Source organism: Acuticoccus sediminis, from assembly GCF_003258595.1.
Lineage (GTDB): Bacteria > Pseudomonadota > Alphaproteobacteria > Rhizobiales > Amorphaceae > Acuticoccus > Acuticoccus sediminis.
In genome coordinates this window covers 744,921-770,540 of sequence record NZ_QHHQ01000001.1, presented here as the reverse complement: position 1 = coordinate 770,540, position 25,620 = coordinate 744,921, and the positions used below count along the sequence as shown (strand labels likewise).

Genomic DNA, 25,620 nt, shown 5'->3' with positions numbered 1-25,620 from the left:
CGGCTGGCCGTCGTCGCGGTTCCCTCAGAAGGCGATATCGAGGCCCGCGCGGGCGGAAAGGCTGCGATAGTCGTCCGACAGGAGGGCGTTGGCGCCGAGTGAGAGGGTCACGCTCTCCCCGACCTGGGCCGAAAGGGCCACGCCGAGGTCGGCGAACACCGGATCGACCTTTTCGTCCACCTTGAACGACGGCCCCGCGCCGTTCTGGCCGGCGTAGCGCAGCGTCGTCTCGTACGTGTCGTTCCCGAGGAAGGCGAGCACGCCCGCGCGCAGCTTCAGTTCACCCGTTCCGCCCGGAAGCGCGAACCCGGCCCCCGCCTCGAGGAACGGGTTGAACGTGACGGCCGTCTCCTCGATGGCGCCGACCGACAGGCCGAACGGCCCCGCGCCGGACTCGCTGTAGGCGTTCTGGTGCCAGTGCTGGACACCGACGTCCACCGTCGGCGTCAGGAACATGCCGCCACCGACGTCGAAGCGGTGCGCCGCCCGCGCGTTGGCGGCGATCCACCATCCGGTGATGTCCGCATCGTCCCGGGCCGTCCCCCCGCCCGGCAGGGGCACCGGCCGGGACGTGTCGTACCAGGCGTGGCCGCCGGACACCGCCGCGGAGAAGATGCTCGCGCCGACCTCCCGTTTCGCGACGAGGCCGAGGGCCGCGCGGGTCCCGGCTCCGTCCATGTCATGGGCCCCGTCGAGCCAGCTGCGCGTCACCGACACCGCGCCACCGAGGAACCAGTCGTCGGCGACCTCGGCCTGGAAGCCCGCGCTGAAGCCGAACGTGGTCTCGTCGTAGCCGTCCCGGTCGGCCGAACCGTCGCGGGTAGCCGCCTGTCCGCCGAGGCTCGCCCAGCCACAGGACCCCTCATCCGCGTAGACGGCGAGCCCGTCGACGAAGGCCGGACAGGACATCAGCTGATTGGCGAAGGCGACGCCGCCGAGCACGGCCGTCTCGGTCACGGCGAACTCCGCGTGCGGCACCGCACGATCGTAGTTGGCGGCGAGTGCGGCGGCGTCGGGCTCGGTCAGGATGCGGAAGACGAGATCGTCGACGAAGGCGAAGTCATCGCTGCCGCGGGCAATCGCCGACCGCCGCGCCGCGACGAGGCTGTTGATGTACTTGCCGTAGACTTCCATCTCCTCGCCCGCCGGACCGTCCCCGTCGAGCGGGGTGAAGTCCACCGTGTAGGAGAGGACGACCCGGTCGCGCCCCGGCCCGCCATCGACGGTGCGGGCCTCGTAGTCGATGGCGGCGGTATCGATGACCTCCGCCGCGTTGGACAGCACCTCGCCGCGCATCACGACGATGTTTCGCGTCTCGCCCTCGTATGGCAGGAGACCCTGCGGAACGATGGCGAGCTGCCCGTCGAGCGTGATCTCGCCGTCGACGGTGAGGACTTCGGCCCGCCCGTCCGCCAGCGAGGCGTCGATTTCGAGGACGCCGGACGCGCCCTGCACGAAGTCGCCGACGACGCGGGCGCGGGGGGCGATCCCCTCGCCGGTGCCGACCGTGACGAGACCGGTGTTGCGCAGGCGGCCTGCGGAACCCAGATCGGCGACGCCGCCGAGGGAGACCAGGCCGCTGTTGAGGAGTATGGCCGACCGCCCGCCGGTCGCCGCACCCGGGGCGGCCCGGCGTGCGCTGCCGCGCCGGGCCACGAACGGCTCGCCGCCGCCGATCCTGATAGCCCCCGCGATCGTCCCCCTGTTGTCGATCACGAGGTCCGCCTCGCCGTCCGTCCGGATCACGTAGCGGCCGGCCTTGCGGGAATGGTTGACGATCGTGCCGAGGTTCGTGACGCGGTTGGCGACCTTGCCGCTCTCGTCCCCACCGAGGATGAGAATGGTCTCGGCCGAATCCGCCGTCTCGACCGTCGCCCCCGCGACGACCCCGATCGTGACGCTGCCGTCCCTTCTGGTCTCCGGCGAAGGGAAGCTTCCGACCCCTCCGGTCTCGACCCCCGACATGGCGAAGATGGCACGCCCGCCCGCGCCGCGGATGGAGATGTCGCCCGTGGTGATCGAGACGTTGCCCGACCGGCTGGCCGCCCCGTTCTGGGACTGGGCGACAATGCCGCTCGCGTCCGCGCCCGTCGTGACGATGCCGCCGGTGGCCTCGACCCGGATGTCGCCGCCGCGCCCCCGGTCGCCGCGGCTGGAGGCGAAGACCGTCGGGGCGGTGGTCAGAATGACGGTTGTCGGGTCGTCGTCGTCCCCGGCCATGCCGCCGCTGCCGCCGATCGACTGGGCGATGATGCCGTGGGCAAGGTCTCCCCCGGTCGTGATGCGCCCGGTCGAGACGATGTCGATGGCGCCGCCGTCGCCGCCGCCGCCGGGCCTGTAGTCCCCGAACAGGAGCTCCGAGCGGAACAGTGTGTCCTTGTTCTCGTAGGTGACCGCCCAGACCCCGCCGACGTCGCCCGCGACGCCGCCGCCGCCGCCGACCGACTGGGCGAAGATGCCGGCGCTGCCGAGGCCGGTCGTGCGGATGGCGCCGCTCGTCTCGATCGTGACCGCGCCGCCGGTGCCGCCGCCCGAACCCATGCCGCCCACGTTGAAGACGCCGATGGTCCCGTTGACACCCATGCCGCCGGTGCCGCCGCCGCCGCCGATGGACTGGGCGTAGATGGCGTGGGCCTGGTCGCCGGTCGTCGTGATCGCACCGCTGTTCCACACGGTGACGTCACCGCCGTCGCCGGAGGCGCCGCCCCGCCCGCCGATGCCGATTTCGAACTCGTTCAGCACCTTGAGGAGATCGAACGTCGGCGCGTCGACGCTGAGCCCGAGAATGCCTTCCTTCGTCGCGGTCGCGATGTAGCCGTCCTGGACGACTTCCCAGAATTCGGCGACGCCCTCGTCGATGCTCTCGAGGAGGCTCTGCTCGGCCGCGCCGTTGCCGCCGTGGCCGCCGCCGCCGCCGATCGACTGGGCGAAGATGCCGTGCGCGACGTCGCCGCTGGTGGTGAGGGGCGCGCTGTTGCGCACCCCCGCCGTGCCGCCATTGCCGGCGACCCCGCCGGCGCCGCCCACGTTCACGGTGACGTCGAATTCCGGCTCGAACTCGAACGTGCCGTCGATGATCTTCTTGACGGTCCGGATGCCGCAGAGGAGGTCCTTGCCACCGCCGAGGACCATGCCGCCGATCTCGCAGAGCTCCGGCACCTCGAAGCTGTCGTGCGAGGCCGTGCCGCCCGCGCCGCCGCCGCCGCCGATGCTGGTCGCGACGATCGCCTGCGCGCCGACGCCCGCCGTGATGATGCCGGCCCCCTCGTTCTGCACGAGCACGGCGCCGGCATTTCCGCCGGCCCCGCCCGTCCCGCCGACATTCACGCGCGCGTCGAGCGAGAACTCGGCGCTGCCCGAGGCGTCGGACCCGCCGGTCGCCGGCCGCACCTCCTCCCAGATACCGAGGAGCTGGTTGAGGTCGAGCGCGAAGCTCGACGCCGCGCCGCCGATACCGCCGCCGCCGCCGATCGACTGGGCGTGGATGCCCCGCGATTCCTTGCCGGTCGTGCGGATCGCGGCGCGGTTCGTCACATCGACGCGGCTGCCGACGGCGCCGCGGCCGCCCGCGCCGCCCACGTTCACCTGAAGGCCGATGGACGACCCGTTGCGGAAGCCGCCATTGAGGCTCGCCACGGCACCGCCGATGCCGCCGTTTCCGCCGATCGACTGGGCAATGACGCCCTCCGACAGGTCGCCTGCCGTCACGATCGGCTGCCGGCTGTTGACGACGACCCCGGCGGCCTTCGCGCCGGCCCCGCCGGTGCCGCCCACCGTGACGCCGACCTGGCCGGACGTGCCGCCGGTGAAGCTGATGTTGCCGGTCGTGACCGACCCGCCGATGCCGCCATTGCCGCCGATCGACTGGGCGATGAGGCCCGGCGACAGAAGGCCCGCCGTCTGCACCGCGCCAAGCGAGATCACGTTGACCCGGCCGCCCTCGCCACCCGCGCCACCGGCGCCCCCGACGACGACGGCGACGACGCCGGACGGAATGTTCGGGGCCGGGCTGGCGCTGATGCTCCCCTGCAGGGCGCTGCCGCCGGTTCCGCCGTTGCCGCCGATCGACTGGGCGACGATGCCCGGGCTGAAGGAATTGGCCGTCGCGACCCGTCCGCTGTCGAGCCGCGCCGCGACGTTTCCGGCCGTGCCGCCGGCGCCGCCGGCGCCGCCGACCGCGACCGGGACGGTGGCGAGCTGGAGGAGCGGGACGCTGACGACCGACCCGGCCGACCCGCCGCCGCCACCGGTGCTCGACGCGAGGATCCCCGGGCTGTTGCGCCCGAGGGTGAAGACCGAGCGCGTGGTGACCGACACGTCGCCCGCCGTCCCGCCGCGCCCCGCGTCCTGACCGACGGTAACGGGGATCGATGCGCCGGTAATGCCGGAGCCCGACATCGTCATGCCGGTGTCGCCGCCACCGCCGCCGACCGACATGGCGCTGATGCCGGCACTGTTGTGTCCGGCGGTCGACACCGTTCCCGAGGCGACGACCGTGACGGCGCCCGCCGCCGCGCCGCCGCCCCCCGCGCCGCCGACGGTGACGTTCGCGGCGACCGGACTCTGGGCCGTCCCCGCAACCGTCATACCCGCCGAGCCGCCGCCGCCGCCGATGCTGCTGGCGACGATGGCACCCGCGTTGCTCCCGAGCGTCGTCACGTCGCGGCGCGCCGAGACGCTGACCGCGCCGGCCTCGCCCCCTGCCCCGCCCGAGCCGCCGACGGCAACGCCGACATTGCCGAGGAGCGCGACGCCGGTGCCCGCGACCGTCGCGTTGCTGACGCCGCCTCCGCCGCCGATGGATGAGGCGAGGATGCCGCGCGCGCCCGACCCTTCCGTCGCGACCAGACCGCCCGCGATGACGTCGACGACCCCGCCCCGCCCGGCGACGCCCCCCGAGCCGCCGATGGTGACCGCCGCAGACTGGAGGGAGGCGGCGTCCGCCGTTACGGTAAGGCCGGAGGAGCCACCGCCGCCGCCGATGCTGAGCGCTTCGAGGCCCGTCGCGTCGCTGCCGGTGGTCGCGACACCGCCGTCGCTGCGGAGCGTCACGTGACCGCCGGAACCGCCGCGTCCGCCGGCCCCGCCGAGCGTTACGGCGACGGAGTAGGCGTTGAGGCCGGTCGCGTTGAAGACGTCGCCCGACCGCCCGCCGCCGCCGCCGACTGACTGCGCGCTGATGGCCGTCGCGCCGTCGCCCCGGGTGACGACGCCGCCGCGCAAGGTCGCGTCCACGCGGCCGCCGTCGCCCCCGCCGCCGCCTGCGCCGCCGAGCGCCACGCCGACGTTGAGCAAGGTCAGCCCGGAGGCCGCGACCGTCGTGCCGGACGTTCCGCCGCCACCCCCGATGGAGAGGAGCTCCACGCCGGTCGCGAGCGTCCCCGCGGTCGACACGGTCGCTGCCGTGTTGACGGTCACGCTGCCGCCCGCTCCGCCCTGGCCGCCCCGCCCGCCGAGGGCGATCGCGGCATTCACCACGTTGACGCCGGCCCCCGTGATGGCGTTGCCGCCGTCACCACCGCCGCCACCGACCGACTGCACCGCGAGACCGCGCGAGAGCTCTCCCTGCGTGACGAGCGCCGCGGCGCCACGCCCGGAGTCGGAGACCCGGGCCGCGCCGCCGTCGCCGCCTCGACCACCGGCGCCTCCGACGGAGATGCCGATGAGGCTGCCGTACCCGGTGGCCCGTGATCCGTCGCCGCCGCCACCGCCGATCGACTGGAGGAAGACGGCCGCGGAGTCGGCCCCAGCCGTCTCCACACCGCCTCCGGAGAAGGTCGCGAGGACCGCGCCCCCGGATCCACCCGACGAGCCGGTTCCGCCGACAGCGACCACGCCACTGCCCGCTCCGGCGAGCCCGCCGCCGCCGCCGACCGACTGGGCGTAGATGCCGGCCGCATCGCGCCCGTCAGTGGCGAGGTGGGCGTCGGGGCCGGCGAGCGCCACCGTCACGGCGCCGCCGTCCCCCGCGCTCTCGCCGCTCGCGCCGAAGCCGACGAAGCCGCTTCCGCTGCTGGCGTTGCCGGAAAAGCCGCCGATCGACTGGGCGAAGATGGCGTGCGCGCCCGCGCCGCCCGTCGTGACGGTGCCCGTCGTGCCGACGTTCACCGCGCCTCCCGGCCCGCTGCCGCCGCCCGCGCCGCCCGTTGCGCCGCCGAATAGGGTCCGCGCCAGCGCGCCCGGTCCGCCGGCGCCGCCGAGGCTGCGCGCCGAGATACCGAAGGCGGGCCGCCCGGCGTCACCGCCTGACGTCGCGACGGTCCCGTCGAGCGTGACGGCGACCGCGCCACCGGCCCCGCCCGCACCGCCGCGACCGGCCGTCGCCCCGCCCACGATCACCGCCGAGGCGACGCCGCCGTCGCCGCCGCGACCGCCCATGCTGAGGGCATCGACGCCGACCGCATCAGCGGCGGCGACGCTGATCCCGTCGAGGAGTTCCAGCACCACCTCACCGCCATGGCCGCCCGCGCCACCGTCCCCGCCAGTCGTCGGCGCGCTCAGGACGATGCCGTTGCTGGCGTTCCCGCCGCGTCCGCCGCTGCCGCCGCTGCTGGTGGCACGGACGGCCGCCCGTCCCCGGTCGCCGAGGGTGACGGTGCCACCCGAAAGGAAAAGCTCGGCCGTTCCACCGGCCCCGCCGTGGCCGCCGGCACCGCCGGTCGCGAGGTTGGTCAGCGCCCGCGCGACGCCGCCCGCACCGCCGTCCTGTCCGACGCTCGAAGCCTCGATGACGGTCAGCACCCGCTCCAGCTCGACGGTCGCGTTCACCATTTCGACGCGCGCGAGGGATCCGGCGCCCCCGACGCCGCCGCTGTCGCCGCGCCCGTCGCTGGAACTCGCCGCCCGTCCGGCGTTGCCGCCGACCGAACCGGCAAGCACGCCGAATGTCTGGTTGTTCGGCGCGACGCCGGCCGCCCGGATGGTCACACCGTCGAGGACGATCCGCGCTGCGCCGGCCGCGCCGCCGCCACCGCCGACGTTGCCTCGCGCGACGCCCGTGAGATTGTTGGCGAGACCGGAGACTCCGCCGTCTCCTCCTCGCGACTGGGCGAGGATGACGGATCCCCGGTTGAGCGTCAGGGCGGACGGCACTCCGCCGCCCACCACCACCGCGTCGAGCCGGATGTCGGCCGCGCCGCCGCTGCCGCCGGACCCGCCGGCGCCCGTGCGGCTTCCCGCGTCGCCCAGCGAGTAGCCGCCGGCGCCGCCGGTGCCGCCGCGCGAGACCGCCTCTACGAGGGATCCGCCCGTGACGCCGGGCGCGCCGAGACGGCCGGACGACATGATGAAGCTCGCGGCGCCCGCCGCCCCGCCCGCGCCGCCGTCCCCGCCGAGCCGCCGCGACGGGAGGCTGCCGGTGATCACGCTGGTTCCGGCTCCGCCGTCGCCACCGAGGCTCTCAACCAGAACGAGACCGGCGGGCTCCCCGGCGAGGACCTCGGCGTTCGAGATCATGACGCCGCTCGCGGCGGCAGCGCCGCCGCGTCCGCCGGACGCGCCGAACACGGCCACCGGCCCCCTCGCCTCGCCTCCGGCGCCGCCGGCGCCTCCCCGGCTGAGCGCATGGACGATCGGACCGTCCGCCGCGCCGGCCCCATGCGTTCCCCGGGCAATGTCGACGAGCACGGTGCCGCCGTTGCCGCCCGGCCCGCCGGCCCCGGGGCGGTTCGCCTCGAAGGTGCCCCTCGATCCTCCGCCCCGCCCGCCTGCGCCGCCGAGGCTCTGGGCGAGGAAGCCGGTCTCGGCCGGGTGAACCGAGACGCCACCGAAGAGGTCGATCCTCGCCGCACCGGCATCTCCGCCCTGGAAGCCGGGCGGGGCCTGTCCGACGCGTTCCCACCCGGCTGCGCCGTTGAAGCCAACGGAGGACGCCTCAAGGGCGGAGCCGGTGCCCGAGCCGATGACGGCGCGGCCACTGCCCTCCACCAGAAGGCGCTTCGGCCCGCCTCCGCGTACCCCGAACGTCGGCTGCGCCGGGGCGCGGGGCGTGACGGTTCCGTCGAGGCCGACGATGTTCAGCCGATCCACCGTGTTCGTCAGACGGTTGACGCCGCCGGAAAGGTTCCCGGAGCAGGACTCGGTCCGAAGACCCTGGACGGTGCTCGTCCGGCAGTCCTGCGCGTGGAGGGGTGCCGCGGCGAAGCAGCCGACCGTGGCAACGGATGCAAGGAGAGCCGAGCGGAAGCGACGACCCACGATCCACGCCGGCACATCCGGCCACCGGGGCGACGCCGCCACCCCCGTCAATGCGCCCATCGGAACCGCCCGCTCCCACAACCATTAGTGTTTGCGAAAGCGTTGAAATGTTCCCGTCATACTGGCAAGCACCGGTTGCAGCCGTCGATGACAATCTCTGATGAGGGTGATCAAACTGCCACACTTTCGCCACTTCGAGGTCAGGGCACGGCCGGTGAAGCGGCCACGTCATGGCATGGGTCCACGCCCCGGAAGGCGGCCGGATCCCGTCGATCGTGCAAAGCGGCTTCGCTCCCGTCTTCCGGAGTGATTCTTCCGCCTTGCGGGATCCCAGCGGACGATCCGCCGTCTTCGACGGCATCGGCGAGGAGCGACCACGCCGCCTCTTTGTCGGGATGTTCCGCTCGCGGGCTCAGTCCTGCGCGGTGGGACGAATGACGATGCTGCCGACGTCGACGTCGCCGGGCTGCTCCAGCGCGAACAGGATGCCCCGGGCGATCGCTTCGGGCGCGATCGCGATCTGCCCCGACCTCTCTTCGATCATCGCCTTCGTCGGCTGGTCGGTAATGGACGAGCCGAAGTTTGTGGCGATCATCCCCGGCGAGACCTCCGTCACGCGCAGGTTCGGACCTGCCTCCTGCCGCAGGGCCTCCGTCACCGTGCGCACCGCGTTCTTCGTGGCGGCGTAGACGCCCATCGTCGGCACGATCCTGATGCCCGCCGTCGAGATGACATTGACGACATGCCCACGGCCCTGGCGGGCGAACACCGGCAAGGCGGCGGCGATGCCATAGAGGGTTCCCCGCAGATTGACGTCGATCATCGCGTCCCAGTCCTCGACGCGCAGCGCATCGAGCCGGGAGATGGGGCCGATACCGGCATTGTTGACGATGGCGTCGAGCCCGCCGGCGCGCTCGAGCGCGAGCGCCACGAGCGCCACGAGGTCGCCCCGGCGGCGCACGTCCGTCACCATCCAGGCGGCCTTGCCGCCGGCGGCGGCAATCTCGTCGGCGACCTGGACGAGCGGTTCCTCGCGCCGGGCGCCGAGGACCACGAAAGCGCCCTTTTCCGCCAGCAGCTTCGCCGTCGCCCTGCCGATACCGCTGCTCGCGCCCGTGATCGCGACAACCGTTCCCTCGATGCCCATCGTGCGTCCCTCCGCTGGCGATCCATGTGCGTGGCGAAGGAAATAGGCGGCGGCCCCAAGATCCTCTATGAGAGTCGGTCCATGGAATTGTCGCGTTCGTCCAAAACCGGCCGAGATCCTCTCTCCGATGTGCTCGGCGTCCTCGGCGCCCGGGTCACGCGGCGTACGCGCCTCGAAGCGGGCGGCGAGTGGGCGTTTTCGTTTCCCGCCGTCGATCGGCTGAAGTTCGTCGCCGTCCTGCGCGGCAGTCAGTGGATGCTGCGCCCCGGATACGCGCCGACCTTCATGAGCGCAGGTGACGTCTGCCTCCTCGGCCGCACGGACTATGCCGTCGCCAGCGAACCGGACCTCGCCCCAGTGGACGGCCGCAGCCTCTACGAGGGCCCCGGCGCCGATGTCGCCCGCGTCGGTGGCGACGATACGGTCGGGATCGGCGGAACGGTGACCTTCGCGGACGCGAACGCGGACTTTCTGCTCAGGATGCTGCCCGATTTCATGCTTATCCCACGAACGTCGTCCGGGTCCGGGGCGATCGCCGCCGTCCTCACGCTCATGACGAGCGAGATCGAGCGGGACACGATCGGCGGCGAGATCGTAAGCGCCCGGCTGGCGGACGTCCTCGTGGTGGAGGCGATCCGGGCCTATGCCGGCGAGGCCGGTCAAACCGGAATGGGCTGGCTCGGCGCCCTCCTCGACCCGCGCCTCGGACGCGCGCTCGGCGCCATGCATGACGACGTTGCCGGGCCGTGGACCGTGGCCCGGCTCGCGGGTGTCGCCGGCATGTCGCGCGCGGCCTTCTCCGCCGAGTTTACTCGCCGCATCGGCCAGCCGCCCCTTGCGTACCTGCGGGCATGGCGCCTCACGATGGCCCGCGCGGCCCTGCTGCGCGGCGACGCGAGCGTCGCCAGTGTTGCGCGAGAGGCCGGCTATTCGTCCCAGAGCGCGTTCAGCCAGGCCTTCCGGCGTACCTTCGGTGCGTCTCCGAGGGCCACGACCGACGGATGATGCAGCCTCGCCCCGAAGGCGGGGCGCCAGCGGTCGCCGGTTCACCGGGCGGCGTTTCCCGCGCGGGCGCATTGCGATCGGCCGGTTCTTGACGGTGTAGCCGGCGGTGGAGCTTCGCGGCCCGGCCGGGGTGCGGCCGACCCGTCCCGCCCGTCGGGTTCCGGCCTACTCCACGAGCTCGATCGTCGGGGGCTGCCAGGTCCCGTCGAGGATGGCCTCCTTGCCCCAGTACGCGCGGATGTAGAGGGAGAACGCCCCGTCCGGCGCGGGCAGCCAGTTCGCCTCCTTCTCGCCCCCCGGCGACGTGGCGCCGGCGTAGAGCGTCAGCGAGCCGTCGGCGTTGCGCGTCAGCGTCGTGTTCTTGGTGCCGAGCGAATAGCGGTTCAGCTCGTTCGGGTGGAAGAAGTGTTCCTTGTTGTAGAGCGTCATCGACCAGAAGCCGTTGACGGGAGGCTCCTCGCCGGCCGCGAAGGTGATGGCATAGGCCTTCGAGCCGTCGAGCACGCCGCCGGCCGCGTCGTTGTCCGTATAGAAATACTGGGTCTCGTTCGGCCGGTTATCGAACATGTTCGACCGCGCGGTGCCCGTCCGGTCGTAGTAGTCGACACCCCACTGCGCGTTGTTGACCGAACGGTTCCAGCCCTTGCCGGCCGGCTTGCCGTTGTGCTTCCACTGCAGGAAGGGCGTGATGATCTCCGCCTCGGCCTTTCCCGCCTCGTCGACGATCGCGGCCTTCAGCGCGGGGTCCGCCGCGACGACATCCATCAACCATTGGAACTGGGCGTACATCGCCTCTTCGCCCGGCAGTGGCGGGACCATCGCGAGCACCTCGGTGAACTGGTCGAAGAACTTGTCCGGCACCACCCAGCGCGTCTCGGCATTACCGCCCTGTTCCGGGTTCTCGATGTCGGGCGCGGTCGCCCAGTCGATGGACTTCATTTCTCCGGTGAATTCGGAGAGTGGATAGGCGACGACCTGGTTGATCAGCGGCTGGATCGCGGCGCGATCCTCGTCCGTGTCGTTCTGGAAGATGCGAGGGATGGCGTTGGCGAGCGACGTCGGCGAGTGCATGACGCCGCTGATGCCGTCCGGAATCTCGCCCTGCCAGTTCGGCCCCACGAGCAGGTAGAAGCCAGGCTCCGAGCCATAGGGCTTGCCGAGCTCGCCGTACTGGTCGGTCCGCTGGTCGTAGAGGGCATAGACCCAGAAGCGGTCGCCGAAGTCCGGTGCCTGGATGACCACCGGCTCGGTGTCGAGGTCGAAAAAGCCGAGACCGTACACGACGTCCTGGTTCGGGCAGGCGATGAAGCGCTGGTTCGGGGCGATATAGTCGTGCAGCATGGCGATCTGCCCGCGTGGTGCGGCCGGCAGCACGCCTCCGAGCAGTCCAGGGTGCGGAGCCTGCGTGATCCGCGCGCGCCGGTTCAGCATGTTCATCATCGGCCAGCCCCAGACGTAGGCGCTGCGGGCGACGCTGCGGATGTAGGCTTCCGACGGTATCACGTCGGCGGACGGCATCGCGAGGTCCGCAAACGCCGGCGCCGGGGCCTGCTGGGCATAGGCGGTCGAGCCGCCGGCCAGCGCCGTGGACACGACCGCGGTGGCGATGCGGATGGCATGTCGGTTCATTTCGGTGCCTCCGTTGGGCGCAGGTGCCGTGCGGCATCCTGAGCGGTCGGGGTTCCGTCGGCGGGTCCGGTGGGCGCTCTTCGCCCGCCATTCGACCGTCACGACGTCTTGGGGCCTCAACTGATCGTAGAGTGGCCCCCTCGCACCGTAAAGGCGCGGCGCGACTATGGCCGTGAAGGCCCAGGGCGACGAGGACGCCGCGGACCGGCATGGATCCCCGCCCGTGAGGTCCCGGTCATCCGCCGTCTCGCCGCCGGCGCGTGATCGGCCATGACGGACATGAGCGGCACTGTCTTGCCGATCGCCGTCCGGTCGGTGATGCCGTGGAGAGCGCCAAGCTCCTGCGCGGGCAGGCGGAACGTCACGTGACCGGCGCCGATGATCACCCCGCCGAAGACCTCCATGCCGGCCCGGCTGTCGTTGATGACCGACCGATATTCCTCCACCGAGGCAGCCGGGCCATTGGAATTCTCCATGGGCCCTGTCGTCATCTTCGAAAATGGAGACGAGCCGCTTCGGGACACCTTGGGGGCGACCACCAGAACAGCACGCCTCGATACCGTCGTGACGCGGCCGCCGTCGCGCAGTCCCCTCCGGTCGGCTTGACGGTGACGACGAACTGGCGTCCACTCCCTGGTGCCGCTGAAAAATGCACCTGCCGGAGTCTCCGATGGACATCGGGTCTTGGCTGCGGAGCTTGGGTCTTGGACGTTACGAGGCAGCGTTCCGGGACAACGACGTCGATGCTGCGCTCCTTTCCGCGCTGACGTCCGAAGACTTGCGCGAAATCGGCATCACCTCGCTCGGTCATAGAAAGCGACTCCTCGCGGCGCTCGCCGAACTCCGGAGCGCGAACGCGTCTCTTCCGGGCGCGCGCATCGCCGAGCGCCGGCACCTCACCGTGATGTTCGTCGATCTCGCGGGCTCGACGGAACTGTCGCGCCGTCTCGACCCGGAGGATCTCCGGCGGCTGCTCAGGGCCTACCATGACACCGTCCGGGCGACGGTGGAGCGGGGCGGCGGTCATGTCGCCAAGTTCATGGGCGATGGAGTGCTTGCCTATTTCGGCTGGCCCCGTGCGGAGGAGGCCGCCGGCGAGCGGGCCGTGCGGGCCGGTCTCGCGACGACCGCCGCCGTTGCCAATCTGTCGTTTCAGGGCGAGGCGCCGCTCTCGGCGCGCGTCGGCATCGCGAGCGGACTCGTCGTGGTGGGCGACCTCATCGGCGAGGGCGCGGCTCAGGAGGAGACCGTCTTCGGCGAGACGCCGAACCTCGCGGCGCGGTTGCAGGAGGTGGCAGGGCCTGGAGGCGTCGTCATCGCCGACGCGACCCGCTCTCTCGTCGGCGAGATGTTCCGGACCCGACCGTGCGGCCCGCTTTTCCTGAAGGGCTTCGCGGATCCGATCGCCGCGCATCACGTGATCGGCGCACGAGACTGCGAGACGCGCTTCGAGGTCCTGCACCCGGGCGTGCCGCCCCCCATGGTGGGCCGCGATCAGGAGCTCGCCCTCGTGATGGACCGGTGGAAACGCGCCCGCGGCGGCGAGGGCCAGGCGGTCCTCGTCGTCGGCGAGGCTGGCATCGGGAAATCGCGGCTGATCCAGGCCGTTTACGACGCACTGGCGAACGAGAAGCCTGTCTGCCTGCGCTACCAGTGCTCCCCGCTTCATCAGGGGATCGAACTCTGGCCGGTCGTTCAGCACATCCTGCGGGCGGCCGGGATAGCGCCGTCGGACGACGCAGAGGCGAAGCGCGGAAAGCTCGCCCGCCTGTTCGGCGACGTGACGGGGGACGCTGATCTTGCGGTGGCCCTCGTGGCGGATCTGGTGGGTGCGGGAGGCCCGGCGCCGCCGGCCGTCGCCGGTCTCGGCGCCGCTCCGAGGCGGGCACGCACGCTGGCCCTCCTTGTCGATCAGGTGGTTGGCCTCGCGCGCGCCGGGGCTCTGCTCCTCGTCGTAGAGGACGTCCACTGGATCGATCCGACGACGCTGGAATTCCTGGCCGAAATACTGGAGCGGGTCGGCGACCAGCCGATCCTCGTGCTCCTCACGAGCCGTCCCGACAACCAGCCGACGCTCGGACGCGGCGCTCCCCTCACGCAGCTGTCTCTCGACCGCCTCGGCCGGGCGGCTTCGGGCGCGATCGTGGCGCGGCTCAGGGGCAGGCGTGCGCTGCCTGAGGCGGTGCGGTCGGAAATCATCGCCCGCACCGACGGCGTGCCGCTCTTCGTGGAGGAACTCACGAAGGCCGTGCTGGAAGCTGGCATTGCCGGTTTGCCCGGTACGGTGCCGGCATCGCTCCAGGCGTCGCTCATGGCGCGCCTCGACCGTCTTCCGGACATCCGCGAGGTGGCGCAGACGGCGGCCTGCATCGGACGTGAATTTGCCTGGCCGCTTCTCGCCGCCGTGTCGCCGCTGCCGGACGACGAGCTCGCGGCCGCGCTCGATCGCCTCGTGGCCGCCGAACTCGTCTTCCGCACGGGGACGCCGCCCGAGGCCCGCTACACCTTCAAGCACGCCCTCGTTCGGGACGCCGCGCACGAGAGCCTGCTCAAGGTGCACCGCCAGGAGGTCCACCACCGGATCGCCCTCGCGATCGAGGAGCGCTTCCCGCAGCTGGCCGAGGCGGAGCCGGGGCTGCTCGCCGAGCATCACGCGGCGGCCGGCGACCTGTGTCGGGCAGTGGACGGCTGGCAGCGCGCTGCCGAGCGCGCACTCGCGCGGTTTGCCATGAAGGAGGCGGCGGTGCAGATCGACAAGGGTCTTGCCGCCGTCGCCGGACTTCCGGCGGAACCCGGGACGCTTCGACGCGAACTCCGCTTGCAGAGAGCGCGCGGGCAGGCCTCCCTGGCGACCCTGGGATTCGCCGCGCCGGAGACAGGCGCCGCGTATGCGCGCGCGCAGGAACTTTGCCTTTCGCTCGGGGAGGCGGGCGAACTCTATCCCGTGCTCTACGGCCTGTCCGTGTTCCACTTCCAGCGCGGCGATCTCGACCGGGCGCATGCCGTCGCCCTCGAGCTCGTGAGCCGCGGCGAGGCCACCGGCGACGTGCCGGCCCAGATCACCGGCCATCGCATGATCGGATCGGCCCTGTCGCAAATGGGCCGCTTCGTCGAGAGCCGCGCCGAATTCGAACGCGTCCTGTCGCTCTACGACCCGGATCGTGATCGGGACTCTGCGGTCGTGTACGCGATCGATTCCCGCGTCATGTCGACGTGCTGGCTGACGCAGCTCGAGCTGATCCTCGGCAACCGCGATAGCGCCCTGGCCCATTTCGAGAGGATCCCCGGCTACGTCTCGGCGGTCGCCAGCGCGACGACGACGGCGGTGGCACACGCCTGGAACTGCATCTTCCTTCAGCTTCTCGACGATCCGGACGCCGCCCGGCTCGAGGCGGAGCGCACGACCCGCGTGTCGTTGGAGCACGGCTACCCGCTCTATGCGGCGACCGGCACCGTCATCCGCGGCTGGGCGCTCGCCCGCCAGGGAATGGCCGAGGACGGCGCAGCCGAAATCAGGCGTGGTCTGGCGAACTATTCCGCGACGGGCGCGGTCATGTGGGTGCCCTATTTTCTCGGATTGCTCGCGGAGAGCGAGGCTCTCGCGGGGCGGCCGCAAGCCGGTCTTCGCGAGCTCTACGAGGCGTTCGTCCAAGTCGGGAGGCATGGGCTCCGCTGGATCGAGCCTGAGCTCCACAGGATCCGCGGGACGCTCGCGCCGACGCCCGAAACCTCGACCGGCGACTTCCGGTCAGCGACGGCGCTTGCGCGCGAACAGGGCGCGGCGCTCTGGATCGCCCGCACGCAGGCAAGCATGTCCACTACTCGTCCCTTCGCGGCCCCTCCCGGCTACGACTGATCCGGGCCGAACACATTCCAAGCGGCGACGTTAGAAGGAACGGATTCCGTTCATACGCGAGAATTTTCCAGTCTTCGGCGTGGCGGACACACTCGTCGCCTGTGAGATGTCGGCAACTGGACTGGGAATGGATTTCGCGCCGAACGCTGATACGGTGCGAAGCACTGGAGAATCAGAGCTTGGTGGCCGGGTTGGACCGTATTTTAGCTTCGAACAAACGTCGCCTTTCCACGGTCGCCGCAATTTTGATGTTTTCCTCGCACGCGACGCTCGCGCTCGCGCAGGGGCTGGGCGATGTCCCGTGGGACAACCCGGCCACCGCCGCGCAGATGCAGCTCGCCATCGATCAGGCGCTGATCACCAAGCGCATTCCCGGCGCCTCGGTCTCCGTCCGTCAGGGCGACATGCGCTGGACGTCGAATTCCGGGGTCGCGGATATCGCCAACGGCACCGCTCCGACGCCGGAGACCTACTTCGGCTATCGCAGTGTCACCAAGTCGTTCGTCACCACGGTCGTCCTGCAATTGGCCGACGAAGGGCGGGTCAATCTCGACGATCCGATCGGCAACTACGTCAGCGGCGTGCCGGACGGCGACGTGATCACGATCCGCCAGCTCGCGCAGATGCGCTCCGGCCTGTTCAACTACACGGCGTCCGACGCCTTTCGCGCGCAGTTCGGGCTGGACCCCGGCCGGGACTGGACCCCGCAGGAGTTGCTCGCCTTCGCCTTTGCCGAGCCGATGCAGTTCGACCCCGGCACGTCCTACGAGTATTCGAACACCAATACCCTGCTGCTCGGCGAGGTGATCAAGGCCGCCACGGGCCGTGAATGGTCCGTGGAAGTGCAGCGCCGCCTGTCCCGCAAACTCGGCTTGAGTTCGGTGGTGTACCAGGGCGCCAACGCCATGCCGACGCCCAATGCGGTCGGCTATGCCGACGAAGGCACCGGGCCGATCTCGCTCGCCGACTTCAATACCACCGGCGCCGGTGCGTCCGGAGGGTTGGTCGGCATCATCGCGGACGTGGAGCGCTGGGGCAAAGCCGTCGGCAGCGGGGAGCTCATCACCAGGCGCGAATTCGTGGATCGGCTGAAGTCCTTCGGCTCCACCGCGTCCGATCCGGAAAGCCCGGAGTATGACAGCTACGGCTTCGGCATGGGCGAGATCTCCGGCTTTATCGGCCACACCGGCAACGGTCTCGGCTTCGAGGCGCTGGTCATGTACGATCGCGCGAACGACCGCACGATCAGCATTCTGATCAACTCCAGCAATTCCGACGATCCGGATGCACCGGCGCATCTGTTCCGGGAATTGCTGGAGATCATGGGCTGGACCGGGCCGGACAACCAGATTCAGGTCGCCGCCGACGGCCGGACCGAAACCGTGGACGCGGGGACGGTCTGGACCGGGCTCATCAGCGGGCCGTTCCTGACGCGGGCGGCGGTCTATGCCGACAATGGCGGCTCGGCCACGGCAAACGGCAGAGTGACGCTCGCGCCGATCCAGGACTACGTGCCCGCGATCTATGTCGGCGACGGCAGCGTGACCCTCGGCCTTGGCGGCGATATCACCGCCTCGCTCGGCGGCGACGGCGCGTTCCTGGCAACGACGACGGGGACCGCCTCGCTGTCGATGACGGACGTGAACATCCTCATGGCCGGCGACGAGATCAGCGGCATCGGGATCGACGCGCGGGACAACGCGGTCGCCGAGCTGCGCCGCGTGAGCATTACCGGCTCGGCGCTCGCGGGCCTTCATGCGGGCGGCAATGCCCCCGCGACGCTCCGGGGCACCGAAGTCGATATCGACCTCGCGCGCGGCGACGGCGTGTGGGTGGAGGCGAACGGCTCGGTCGACCTCACCAACAGCCGGATCATGCTGAGCGGGGATGGCATCGGCCTACACGTCGCGGGTGGTGACGGCGCGGCGCAGATGCTGGGTACGAACCTCGCCGTCGAGACCTTGGCGCGGGACAGCTACGGCGTGCTGGCACAGGGGGACGGAGCCTTCGTCGGGCTTTCCGGCGGGTCGGTGGTGACCCGAGGCGCCGATGCTCATGCCGTCGTGCTGGGGCAAGGCGCGCTGGTCGACCTGAAGGGTGTGAGCGTATCCGCTTTCGGCAAATCCGCCGCGGCGATCGCGGCGCTCCCTGTCGATGAGCTCTCTGACAGCCGCAGCGCCGCGCTGTCGCTTACGGACAGCTCCCTTTCCGCCGCGAACGGCACGGCGGTCGTCGCGAGGGGAACCGATCTGACGCTGGCGGCGTCCGGTTCACGGCTCACCGGCGCGATCACCCGTTCCGCCGACGCACGCATCGACCTGGTGCTCGCCGACGGCAGCGCGTGGGAGCTTCCCGGCGCGGGGCCGGGGGTGAATTCGCGGGTCGACGATCTGGTGAACGTGAGCAGCACGATCGCGTTCGCGCCGCCCGTGGGAGGGAACTTCCAAAGTCTGACCGTCGGCAATTATGCCGGCGCCAACGGCGCGCTCGTCATGAACGCTGCGCTGGGCGACGAGGGCGCGGCCGACCGGCTCATCGTCGATGGCGGGCTGGCGAGCGGGCTGACCCGCGTCCTCGTTGCGCCGATCGGCGACGGCGAGCTCACCGCAGGCGACGGCATCAGGCTGATCGAGACGGTCAACGGCGGCGCGACCGCCCCGGGCGCGTTCGTACTCGGAAGCCGTGTCGCGAGCGGAGCGCTCGAGTATGGGGTCTATCGCGGCGGCGCGTCGGGGGGCGACGACTGGTTCCTGCGGTCGACGCAAGGCGGCGCGACCGGACCGGACGCGCTGCCCGATCTGAGGCCGGAGGTGGCCGTCGATACCGCGCTTCCCGCCATCGCCTCGCAGTATGGCCTCGCGATTCTCGGCACCCGCGACGAGCGCGCCGCTGGCCGTGCGCCGGGTCGTCGAAGCGCCGCCTGGGGCCGCGTCTTCGGCGAGACCGGCAGCCAGGGCTCCGGCGGTGGCGGCGCGGCGGCTCGACTGGACCGCTTCGAGAATGACGGGCCGAGCTACGATGTCGACCTCGGGGGCTTTCAGGCGGGCTATGACCATCTGCTGTCGCAGCCCGGCGGTGCGGTGCAGAACGTGATCGGCTTCTACGTCGGCGCGGGTCACGCGCGCGGCAACGTCGATGCCGTCTACGGCGGATCGGCGGGAAAGGTGTCGATGGACGCCTATTCGCTCGGCGCCTACTGGAACCACGAGCGGTCGAGCGGGCTGCAGATCGACGCGGTGCTGCAGGGCACCTTCTACGATGAGGCGAGCGCGCGTTCGACACTGGGCGAGACGCTGGAGACCGACGGCTTCGGCGTGATCGGCTCGCTGGAGGCCGGCTATCGCTTCGACCTCGGTGCCGGCTGGGTGGTCGAGCCGCAGGCCCAACTCGTCTATCAGCGCCTGTCCTTCGACAACGGTGCGGACAGTTACGGAGTGGTCCGCTACGACGCGGCTGACGACTTCCTCGGCCGCATCGGCGGGCGGGTGAGCCGGGGCTGGTCGCTGGAGAACGGCCACGAGCTGACCGGGTGGGCGCGGGCGAACCTCTGGCACGCCTTCAGCGATGGTCCCGAGGTGACGTTCGCCGGGCTCGGCGGCAGGAATGCCATGTCGTTCGATGCCGGGCTCGGCGGCACGCGGGTGCAGCTCGATCTCGGCACCTCGATGGCGGTGTCGGACAAGGTGAGCCTTTTCGCGTCCGGCGACTACGACGTTCGGGTGGACGACAGTTCGGGCCATGCGCTCGGCGGGCGGATCGGCCTCACCGTGAGCTGGTGAGGACGCCCGGCACCCGTTCCGGCATTCCCCCACGGGATCGCGACCGTCGCTCTTCCACGCCACTCGGCGATGACGCTCTCCCGGCCTCGTCGGGCAGCGTGGCGCTCTGGGTGGTGCGTGCGGCGGCAACAGGGGGATCGAATGCCCGCCACATGCCTCGGCCGTGCCTGATCGCCGATCCGCCTGCTCGGCTCGGCGATAGAAGCGTGCGGGATCGAAACGCTCCAACCCGCGTTGTCTGACTTTCGGCAGTGCTTTGGCGCTGTCATCCGAGAGGCAACGGGGTCGCCGCGCAGTGGGAAACCGCTCATGACTGTTCGAACCGAGAAACGGGCCCATCCGATCGGCGTGCTTCGGGCCGGGTGTCTCGGCAATCCCGTCGCCGTCGAGCCCGTCTGCGGATTTCGCTTCCGCTCGGCGGCCTCTGCGTGAGCGGCGGAAGGGAGACGTCCGGGACGAAGCAGGCCTTCGCGGCGCTCGGCTCGGCCCTCTGGCGTGACGCGCGACGCGGCGGCGCCGCTCTCGGCAAGGGGGCCTCGAGCGCCGCCCGCTCGCTCAACGGGACGGCGCGCAGCAAGGCGCCGGTGATCGCGAGCGCCGTCACGAGAGGCACCCGCACGGGGCTTCGATACACCCGCTCGCTCCCGGCGCTTTTCCGGAGGAAGAGAGACGGCAAGCTGCGGCGCTGGCCGTTCGTGACGCTCGCGTCCGTGGCGGGAGTGGCGGTGGTGCTCGTGACGGTGTTCTCCGGCGTCACCCTGTGGGCGCTTCGCGATCTGCCGCTCAGCCAGACGCTGCCCGCAGCCGAAGAGCCCGTGCTGACGCTGCAGACCGCCGACAAGGCGCCGCTCTTCCGCCGCGGCGGCCATCGCGAGCCGTATGCCGAACTCTCGACCTTCCCCGACCATGTCGTCGACGCCGTGCTCGCGACGGAGGACCGCCGCTTCTACAGCCACGGCGGCGTCGATCCCTGGGGCGTGATGCGCGCGGCGTGGCGCAACTGGCGCGCCGGCATGGTCGTCGAGGGCGGCAGCACGATCAGCCAGCAGCTCGTGAAGATCCTCTATCTCGACGACGAAACGACGCTTCGAAGAAAGATCCAGGAGGCGGTCGTCGCGCGCAATCTCGACCGCCAGCTCGGCAAGGACCGGATCCTCGAACTCTACCTCAATACCATCTACCTCGGCGCCGGCGCGTCCGGCGTGCCGGCAGCGGCACGCGTGCTGTTCGACACGTCCCACGAGGAGCTGACCATCGCGCAGGCCGCCGTGATCGCCGGTTCGATCCGTGCGCCGTCGGCGGCCAATCTGCGCTCCGCCCCGGACGCAGCCCGGGCAAGGGCCGGCGTGGTGGTCGACCTGATGGCCGCGCAGGGGCGGATTACCGACGCGGAGGCGGAGACGGCGAAGGCCGAGATCGCCTCGCTCGTCGCCCGCCCGCGCTACGCTCCGAGCGGGCGCTGGCACGGCGGCTGGTTCACGGACTGGGTGCTGCCGCAGGCGGAAGCGGTCGCGCAGGAGATCGCCACGGACGTGACGATCACCGTTACCCTCGACGAAGCGCTTCAGGAGCTGGCGGAAGAGGCGCTGCAGACCGCACTCGCGGACCATCCGGGCCAGGAGGGCGCGATCGTGATGATGGAGCCCGACGGCAAGGTCCGCGCGCTCGTCGGCGGACGCGACCCGCAATCGGAGTTCAACCGCGCCACGCAGGCAAAACGTCAGCCCGGATCGACGTTCAAGCTGTTCACCTACGCCGCCGCCATCTCCGAGGGTTTGACGCCCGACACGATGGTCAACGATGTGGCGATCGACGTGAACGGCTGGCGACCGCAGAATTTCAGCGGCCGCTTCTCCGGGCGCGTCACGGCACGCGAGGCGTTCGCCCGCTCGCTCAACGGCGCCGCCGTCAACCTCGCGATGGACGTCGGCATCGACAAGGTCGCCGAGACCGCCGAAGCCTTCGGGATCGAGGCAGAGCTCACGAAGGTGCCGGCGCTGGCGCTCGGCACCTCCGAGGTGACGCTGCTCGATCTCACAGAAGCCTACGCAGCGGTGCTGGCCGGACGCGCTCCGATCCAGGCGACGGGTATCGCGGCGATCGGACTGGGGGACGATGGTCCCTCCTTCGAAGTGGCACCGACGGCCGCTGCGACCGACCTGTCGAAGGTCCGCCCCGCGCTTCTCTCGCTTCTCGAGTCCGTCACGCGCCAGGGTACCGGCCGCCGGGCGAACTGGGGCGGCCCCGTCGCAGGCAAGACCGGGACGAGCCAGGACTCCCGTGACGCGTGGTTCGTGGGCTTCTCGGACAAGCTGGTGGTCGGCGTCTGGATCGGGCGCGACGACTTCGCCCCGCTGGAGGGCAATATCACCGGCGGGTCGCTGCCGGCCGAGATCTTCGCCAGCGTCATGAAGGGCGCGGCCGGCGTGGATGGCCCGGCGGAGAGCGACGAGCCGGCCACCCCGATCGAGCTGGTACGAAGTGTCGGAGAGCGAGGCGACGTCGTTTCGCGCCGGCAGGAAGGCGCTGTCCAGCGCCCGCCGCCGCTCAACCTGCTGGAAGCACGCGCCGCCGCGGCCGCTGCGGCCGCACCGCGCTGCAACATCAGGGTCTGTTCGCGCTTCTACCGCAGCTTCCGCGCGTCGGACTGCACGTACCAGCCCTACCGCGGCCCGCGCCGCCTCTGCACGCGATAGCCTGCGCCGCCTCGGCCTCGAGCAGCGCCGGCTCCGCATCGTCGAGCGTCGTGGTGACGTTGATGGTGGGCCGCTCCATGTCCGGGACGTCCTGGACCGCCAGGCCCCGGAACGCGACCGGAACCTGCCGACGCCGAGTGAAACGGCGCTTCCGCTGGCATCCATCGGCTGAGGTCCGCCGCATCGTGATGATCGAGACGCCAGGCGGCTCGCGGATCGAACTCTCCGAGTATACCGCGGCCGACGCGCTGCGGCGGAAGCGTCCGCTGGCCGCGGGCGGCGAGGCTGCCGCCGGCCTCGACAGATTGGGACGGGCGGTGCAGCATCCGCGGACGGCCGGGCCGGACGGAAGAGGCGACGGAGCGGACGGTGGATCAAGTACTGGCGCTTAGGGTCTTCGTCCGGATCGTCGAGGCTGGATCCCTCACCAAGGCCGCCGGCTCCCTCAATCTTCCGCGATCGACGGTCAGCAAGCTGCTGCTGGATCTTGAAGAGCATCTTTCGACGAGACTCATCGCGCGCAGCACACGCACCACGGCGATCACAGTGGAGGGCCACGACTACTACGATCGCGCGGTCAAGCTTCTCTCCGAACTCGACGCGATGGACGATGCCGCGCGCCGAACCACGCGGAACCTCTCCGGGCGGCTGCGGATCGACATCGGCTCCTCCCTCGCCAACGTCATCCTGATCCCGGCTCTGCCGCAATTCCTGTCCCGCTATCCCGACGTCGAAATCGTGATGGGCGTGACGGACCGCAGCGTCGACATCGTCGGTGACGGGGTCGACTGCGCCATTCGCGGCGGGCCCATGCGCGATTCCACTCTGATTGCGCGGCGGGTTTGCGAACTCCCTTTCGTGACCTGCGCGACGCCGGCCTATTTCGAGCGGTTCGGCCGCCCGGTGGCGCCCGACGACGTCCGACATCATCGCGGCGTCGGCTACTTTTCGGCCCTCAGCGGGTCACCCTTCCCGTTTCGCTTCATCGGTGACGAGCGGCCGATCGAGATCCTCCCGCCGCTCGCGGCGAGCGTCAACGAGAGCACGGCGCATGTGAGCGCGCTGCTCGCCGGTCTCGGCATCGGGCAGAGCTTCGAGTGCGTGCTGCGTCCCTATCTCGCCGATGGGCGGTTGGAGGCGGTGCTGGGCGACTATCGCCCCGCACCGATGCCGCTCCACCTCGTCTATCACGAGAGCGGCCGGCAAAATGCGCGGGTTCGCGCCTTCTGCGATTTCGTCGTCGAGGTCTTCGGAGGCCTCGCCCCGGGCGACGTGTAGGTCCGGTTCGGCGAGGATCGCGTCGGGCGGGCCAGTCGCTGACGCCCAGCCCCGGCGGTGCCGATTGTCCATCCGCATGGCATCAGAATCCATCGACGCGCGCTTCTGCCGGTTCTGCCGTTCGCCTACGTCCAGCGCGGCGTCGCGACAAACGTCTCCGCAAAGCGAACGCCTGCACAACCCACGATATGCCCCGTTCGAAATAACGTTGCAGACAACGCATTCCAATAAACGCACCCTATAGACATAAATTTCCGTCTTATACCTAAGAATAGGCGAAAATACCCTGCAAATTCTAGTGCACACCTCTCAATATTTCTTCTGGAATACCTTGGAGACCACAGGACGACGCCATCCATCGCGGATTGGTGAGCCCCGCCGATGCGCGAATGCTGGCGGAGGGGCGACGCCTGGGGCAACGGCACAACACGAAAGGTCCAAGACATGTCTCTTCGTCTCGACGGCAAGGTCGCCGTCATCACCGGTGCCACCAGCGGCATCGGACTCGCTACCGCCAAGCTGTTCGCCGCGGAGGGGGCGAGGGTCTTCGTGACCGGTCGCCGGCGTCACGCTCTCGACAAGGCGGTCGCCGAGATCGGCGAGGGCGCCGTCGGCATCCAGGCGGATTCAGCGAGCCTCAACGACCTAGACCTGCTCTTCGACGACGTCCGCCGCCTCGCCGGCCGCATCGATGTCCTCTTCGTCAACGCGGGAGGCGGCAGCATGCTTCCGCTCGGCGAGATCACCGAGGAACAGGTCGACGATACCTTCGGGCGCAACGTCAAGGCCGTGATCTTCACCGTGCAGAAGGCGCTGCCCCTGCTTCAGCGCGGCGCATCGATCATCCTGACCGGCTCGACCGCGGGGACCGAGGGAACGGCGGCCTTCAGCGTCTACTCCGCCTCCAAGGCGGCGGTGCGCAACCTGGCGCGAAGCTGGGCGCTCGATCTCAGCGGTACCGGCATCCGCGTCAACGTCGTCAGCCCTGGTTCGACCAGGACGCCCGGGCTTGTCGACCTCGCCGGCGACGACCCCTCCCGGCAGGAGGCGCTCCTTGACCACCTCGCCTCGCGCATTCCGCTCGGACGCGTCGGCCAGCCGGAGGAGATCGCAAAGGCGGTGCTCTTCCTCGGCTCGGACGACTCGAGCTTCGTCAACGGCGCCGAGCTCTTCGCCGACGGCGGCCAGGCGCAGGTGTAACCGACGGGGCGGCGATCCGGGGACCACGAGCGTACGAGGCCCCGGATCCCCCAACGCTGCACGCCGATTCCCCCTTCATCTCTACTGGACACCGAGACATGACATCCAACGAAGCAACGATCCGCGAACTCTACCGGGTCGCCGAGGTCAAGGACATCGACGCCTTCGTCGCCCTGTTTGCGCACGACGGATACTTCTGGGACACCTCTGCCGGCGTGAAATACGTCGGAGCCGACATCGGACGGCCCGTCGAGATCTACGGGAACGCCTTTGCCGACATGCACCGTGCGCTCGGCAACCTCACTGTCGCCGGAGACACGGTGATCGTCGAGCTCACGCTGAACGGGACGCACACCGGGCCGCTCGCCTTGCCGGCCGGCACCATCGCGCCGACGGGCCGCGAGATGCACGCCCCCTGCTGTGACGTCTTCCAACTCAAGGACGGCAAGGTCGCGTCGTTCCATTGCTACCCTGCCGCGTCGATCATCCTCGGACAGCTCGGCGTGCTCGGCCATCTGGAAGCCGCGCTCGAGGCGCCGGCCCTGCCGGCCAGCGCCTGATCACCCCTCGCCGATGCCGTCCGCCTGCCCCGAACCGCGCGACACAGGTTGTCGCCGACAGCATCGGCGGGGATTTCGTCGAGAAAGGCGCCTTGCTCCGGCGCCAACAGCCAGATGAACCCTAATCTGTCAGACCGCTGGAGCCAATGAGACGAGTGCTTGGGAGGCCAGTTCCGCCATCGCAGTCAAGATGAAGGCCCGTTCGGTGGCCCAAACGCAACCCACCGGAACCACGTCAATTGCAGACGGGTGAAAGATCTATTTATTTGCCGCG

11 protein-coding genes are annotated in these 25,620 nt (G+C 70.6%); 7 read left to right on the top strand and 4 right to left on the bottom strand.

Annotated features, from left to right (window positions below):
- Positions 1 to 24: 24 nt before the first annotated feature.
- Together DLJ53_RS03330 and DLJ53_RS03325 are read right to left on the bottom strand one after the other, a co-directional pair.
- Positions 25 to 8,256, bottom strand: coding sequence for an autotransporter outer membrane beta-barrel domain-containing protein (locus DLJ53_RS03330; RefSeq protein WP_146619875.1), 8,232 nt, complete (start codon positions 8,254 to 8,256; stop codon positions 25 to 27).
- A 352-nt stretch (positions 8,257 to 8,608) separates the two neighbouring features.
- Positions 8,609 to 9,343 carry an SDR family oxidoreductase gene (locus tag DLJ53_RS03325; protein WP_111342315.1) on the bottom strand — a complete coding sequence of 245 codons (735 nt, stop codon included), beginning with the start codon at positions 9,341 to 9,343 and terminating at the stop codon, positions 8,609 to 8,611.
- 81 nt (positions 9,344 to 9,424) lie between these two features.
- Here DLJ53_RS03325 and DLJ53_RS03320 point away from each other — a divergent pair, with 81 nt between their 5' ends.
- Positions 9,425 to 10,348 (top strand): AraC family transcriptional regulator, encoded by a 924-nt coding sequence (locus DLJ53_RS03320; RefSeq protein WP_111342313.1) that lies wholly within the window; start codon positions 9,425 to 9,427, stop codon positions 10,346 to 10,348.
- Between the two features lie 165 nt (positions 10,349 to 10,513).
- On the opposite strand, the gene DLJ53_RS03315 is transcribed toward DLJ53_RS03320, so the two are convergent.
- Positions 10,514 to 11,866, bottom strand: a complete 1,353-nt coding sequence (locus DLJ53_RS03315) for a DUF1254 domain-containing protein (protein WP_244935026.1) — start codon at positions 11,864 to 11,866, stop codon at positions 10,514 to 10,516.
- A gap of 275 nt (positions 11,867 to 12,141) precedes the next feature.
- Entirely contained in the window at positions 12,142 to 12,516 is a 375-nt protein-coding gene (locus tag DLJ53_RS35470; protein ID WP_146619874.1) for a hypothetical protein, read from the bottom strand.
- Between the two features lie 131 nt (positions 12,517 to 12,647).
- Between DLJ53_RS35470 and DLJ53_RS03305 the strand changes: the two genes are divergently transcribed.
- The 6 genes from DLJ53_RS03305 (at position 12,648) to DLJ53_RS03280 (ending at position 25,346) form a co-directional block, all read left to right on the top strand.
- Positions 12,648 to 15,833, top strand: coding sequence for an AAA family ATPase (locus DLJ53_RS03305; protein WP_162408821.1), 3,186 nt, complete (start codon positions 12,648 to 12,650; stop codon positions 15,831 to 15,833).
- Positions 15,834 to 16,015: 182 nt separating this feature from the next.
- Entirely contained in the window at positions 16,016 to 19,612 is a 3,597-nt protein-coding gene (locus DLJ53_RS03300) for an autotransporter outer membrane beta-barrel domain-containing protein (RefSeq protein ID WP_146619873.1), read from the top strand.
- Between the two features lie 428 nt (positions 19,613 to 20,040).
- Positions 20,041 to 22,308, top strand: coding sequence for a PBP1A family penicillin-binding protein (locus tag DLJ53_RS03295; RefSeq protein ID WP_162408819.1), 2,268 nt, complete (start codon positions 20,041 to 20,043; stop codon positions 22,306 to 22,308).
- Between the two features lie 369 nt (positions 22,309 to 22,677).
- On the top strand, positions 22,678 to 23,586 hold the full coding sequence (locus DLJ53_RS03290) for a LysR family transcriptional regulator (RefSeq protein ID WP_111342303.1): 909 nt from the start codon (positions 22,678 to 22,680) through the stop codon (positions 23,584 to 23,586).
- A gap of 444 nt (positions 23,587 to 24,030) precedes the next feature.
- A complete protein-coding gene (locus DLJ53_RS03285) occupies positions 24,031 to 24,786 on the top strand; it encodes an SDR family oxidoreductase (RefSeq protein ID WP_111342301.1) in 756 nt (251 codons plus the stop codon).
- Between the two features lie 98 nt (positions 24,787 to 24,884).
- Positions 24,885 to 25,346 carry a nuclear transport factor 2 family protein gene (locus DLJ53_RS03280; protein WP_111342299.1) on the top strand — a complete coding sequence of 154 codons (462 nt, stop codon included), beginning with the start codon at positions 24,885 to 24,887 and terminating at the stop codon, positions 25,344 to 25,346.
- Positions 25,347 to 25,620 lie beyond the last annotated feature (274 nt).

Coding starts and splice junctions, on each gene's coding strand:
- DLJ53_RS03285 (WP_111342301.1), top strand. CDS start 24,031: ATGTCTCTTCGTCTCGACGGCAAGGTCGCCGTCATCACCGGTGCCACC.
- DLJ53_RS03330 (WP_146619875.1), bottom strand. CDS start 8,256: ATGGGCGCATTGACGGGGGTGGCGGCGTCGCCCCGGTGGCCGGATGTG.
- DLJ53_RS03315 (WP_244935026.1), bottom strand. CDS start 11,866: ATGCCGTCCGCCGACGTGATACCGTCGGAAGCCTACATCCGCAGCGTC.
- DLJ53_RS03280 (WP_111342299.1), top strand. CDS start 24,885: ATGACATCCAACGAAGCAACGATCCGCGAACTCTACCGGGTCGCCGAG.
- DLJ53_RS03305 (WP_162408821.1), top strand. CDS start 12,648: ATGGACATCGGGTCTTGGCTGCGGAGCTTGGGTCTTGGACGTTACGAG.
- DLJ53_RS03320 (WP_111342313.1), top strand. CDS start 9,425: ATGGAATTGTCGCGTTCGTCCAAAACCGGCCGAGATCCTCTCTCCGAT.
- DLJ53_RS03325 (WP_111342315.1), bottom strand. CDS start 9,343: ATGGGCATCGAGGGAACGGTTGTCGCGATCACGGGCGCGAGCAGCGGT.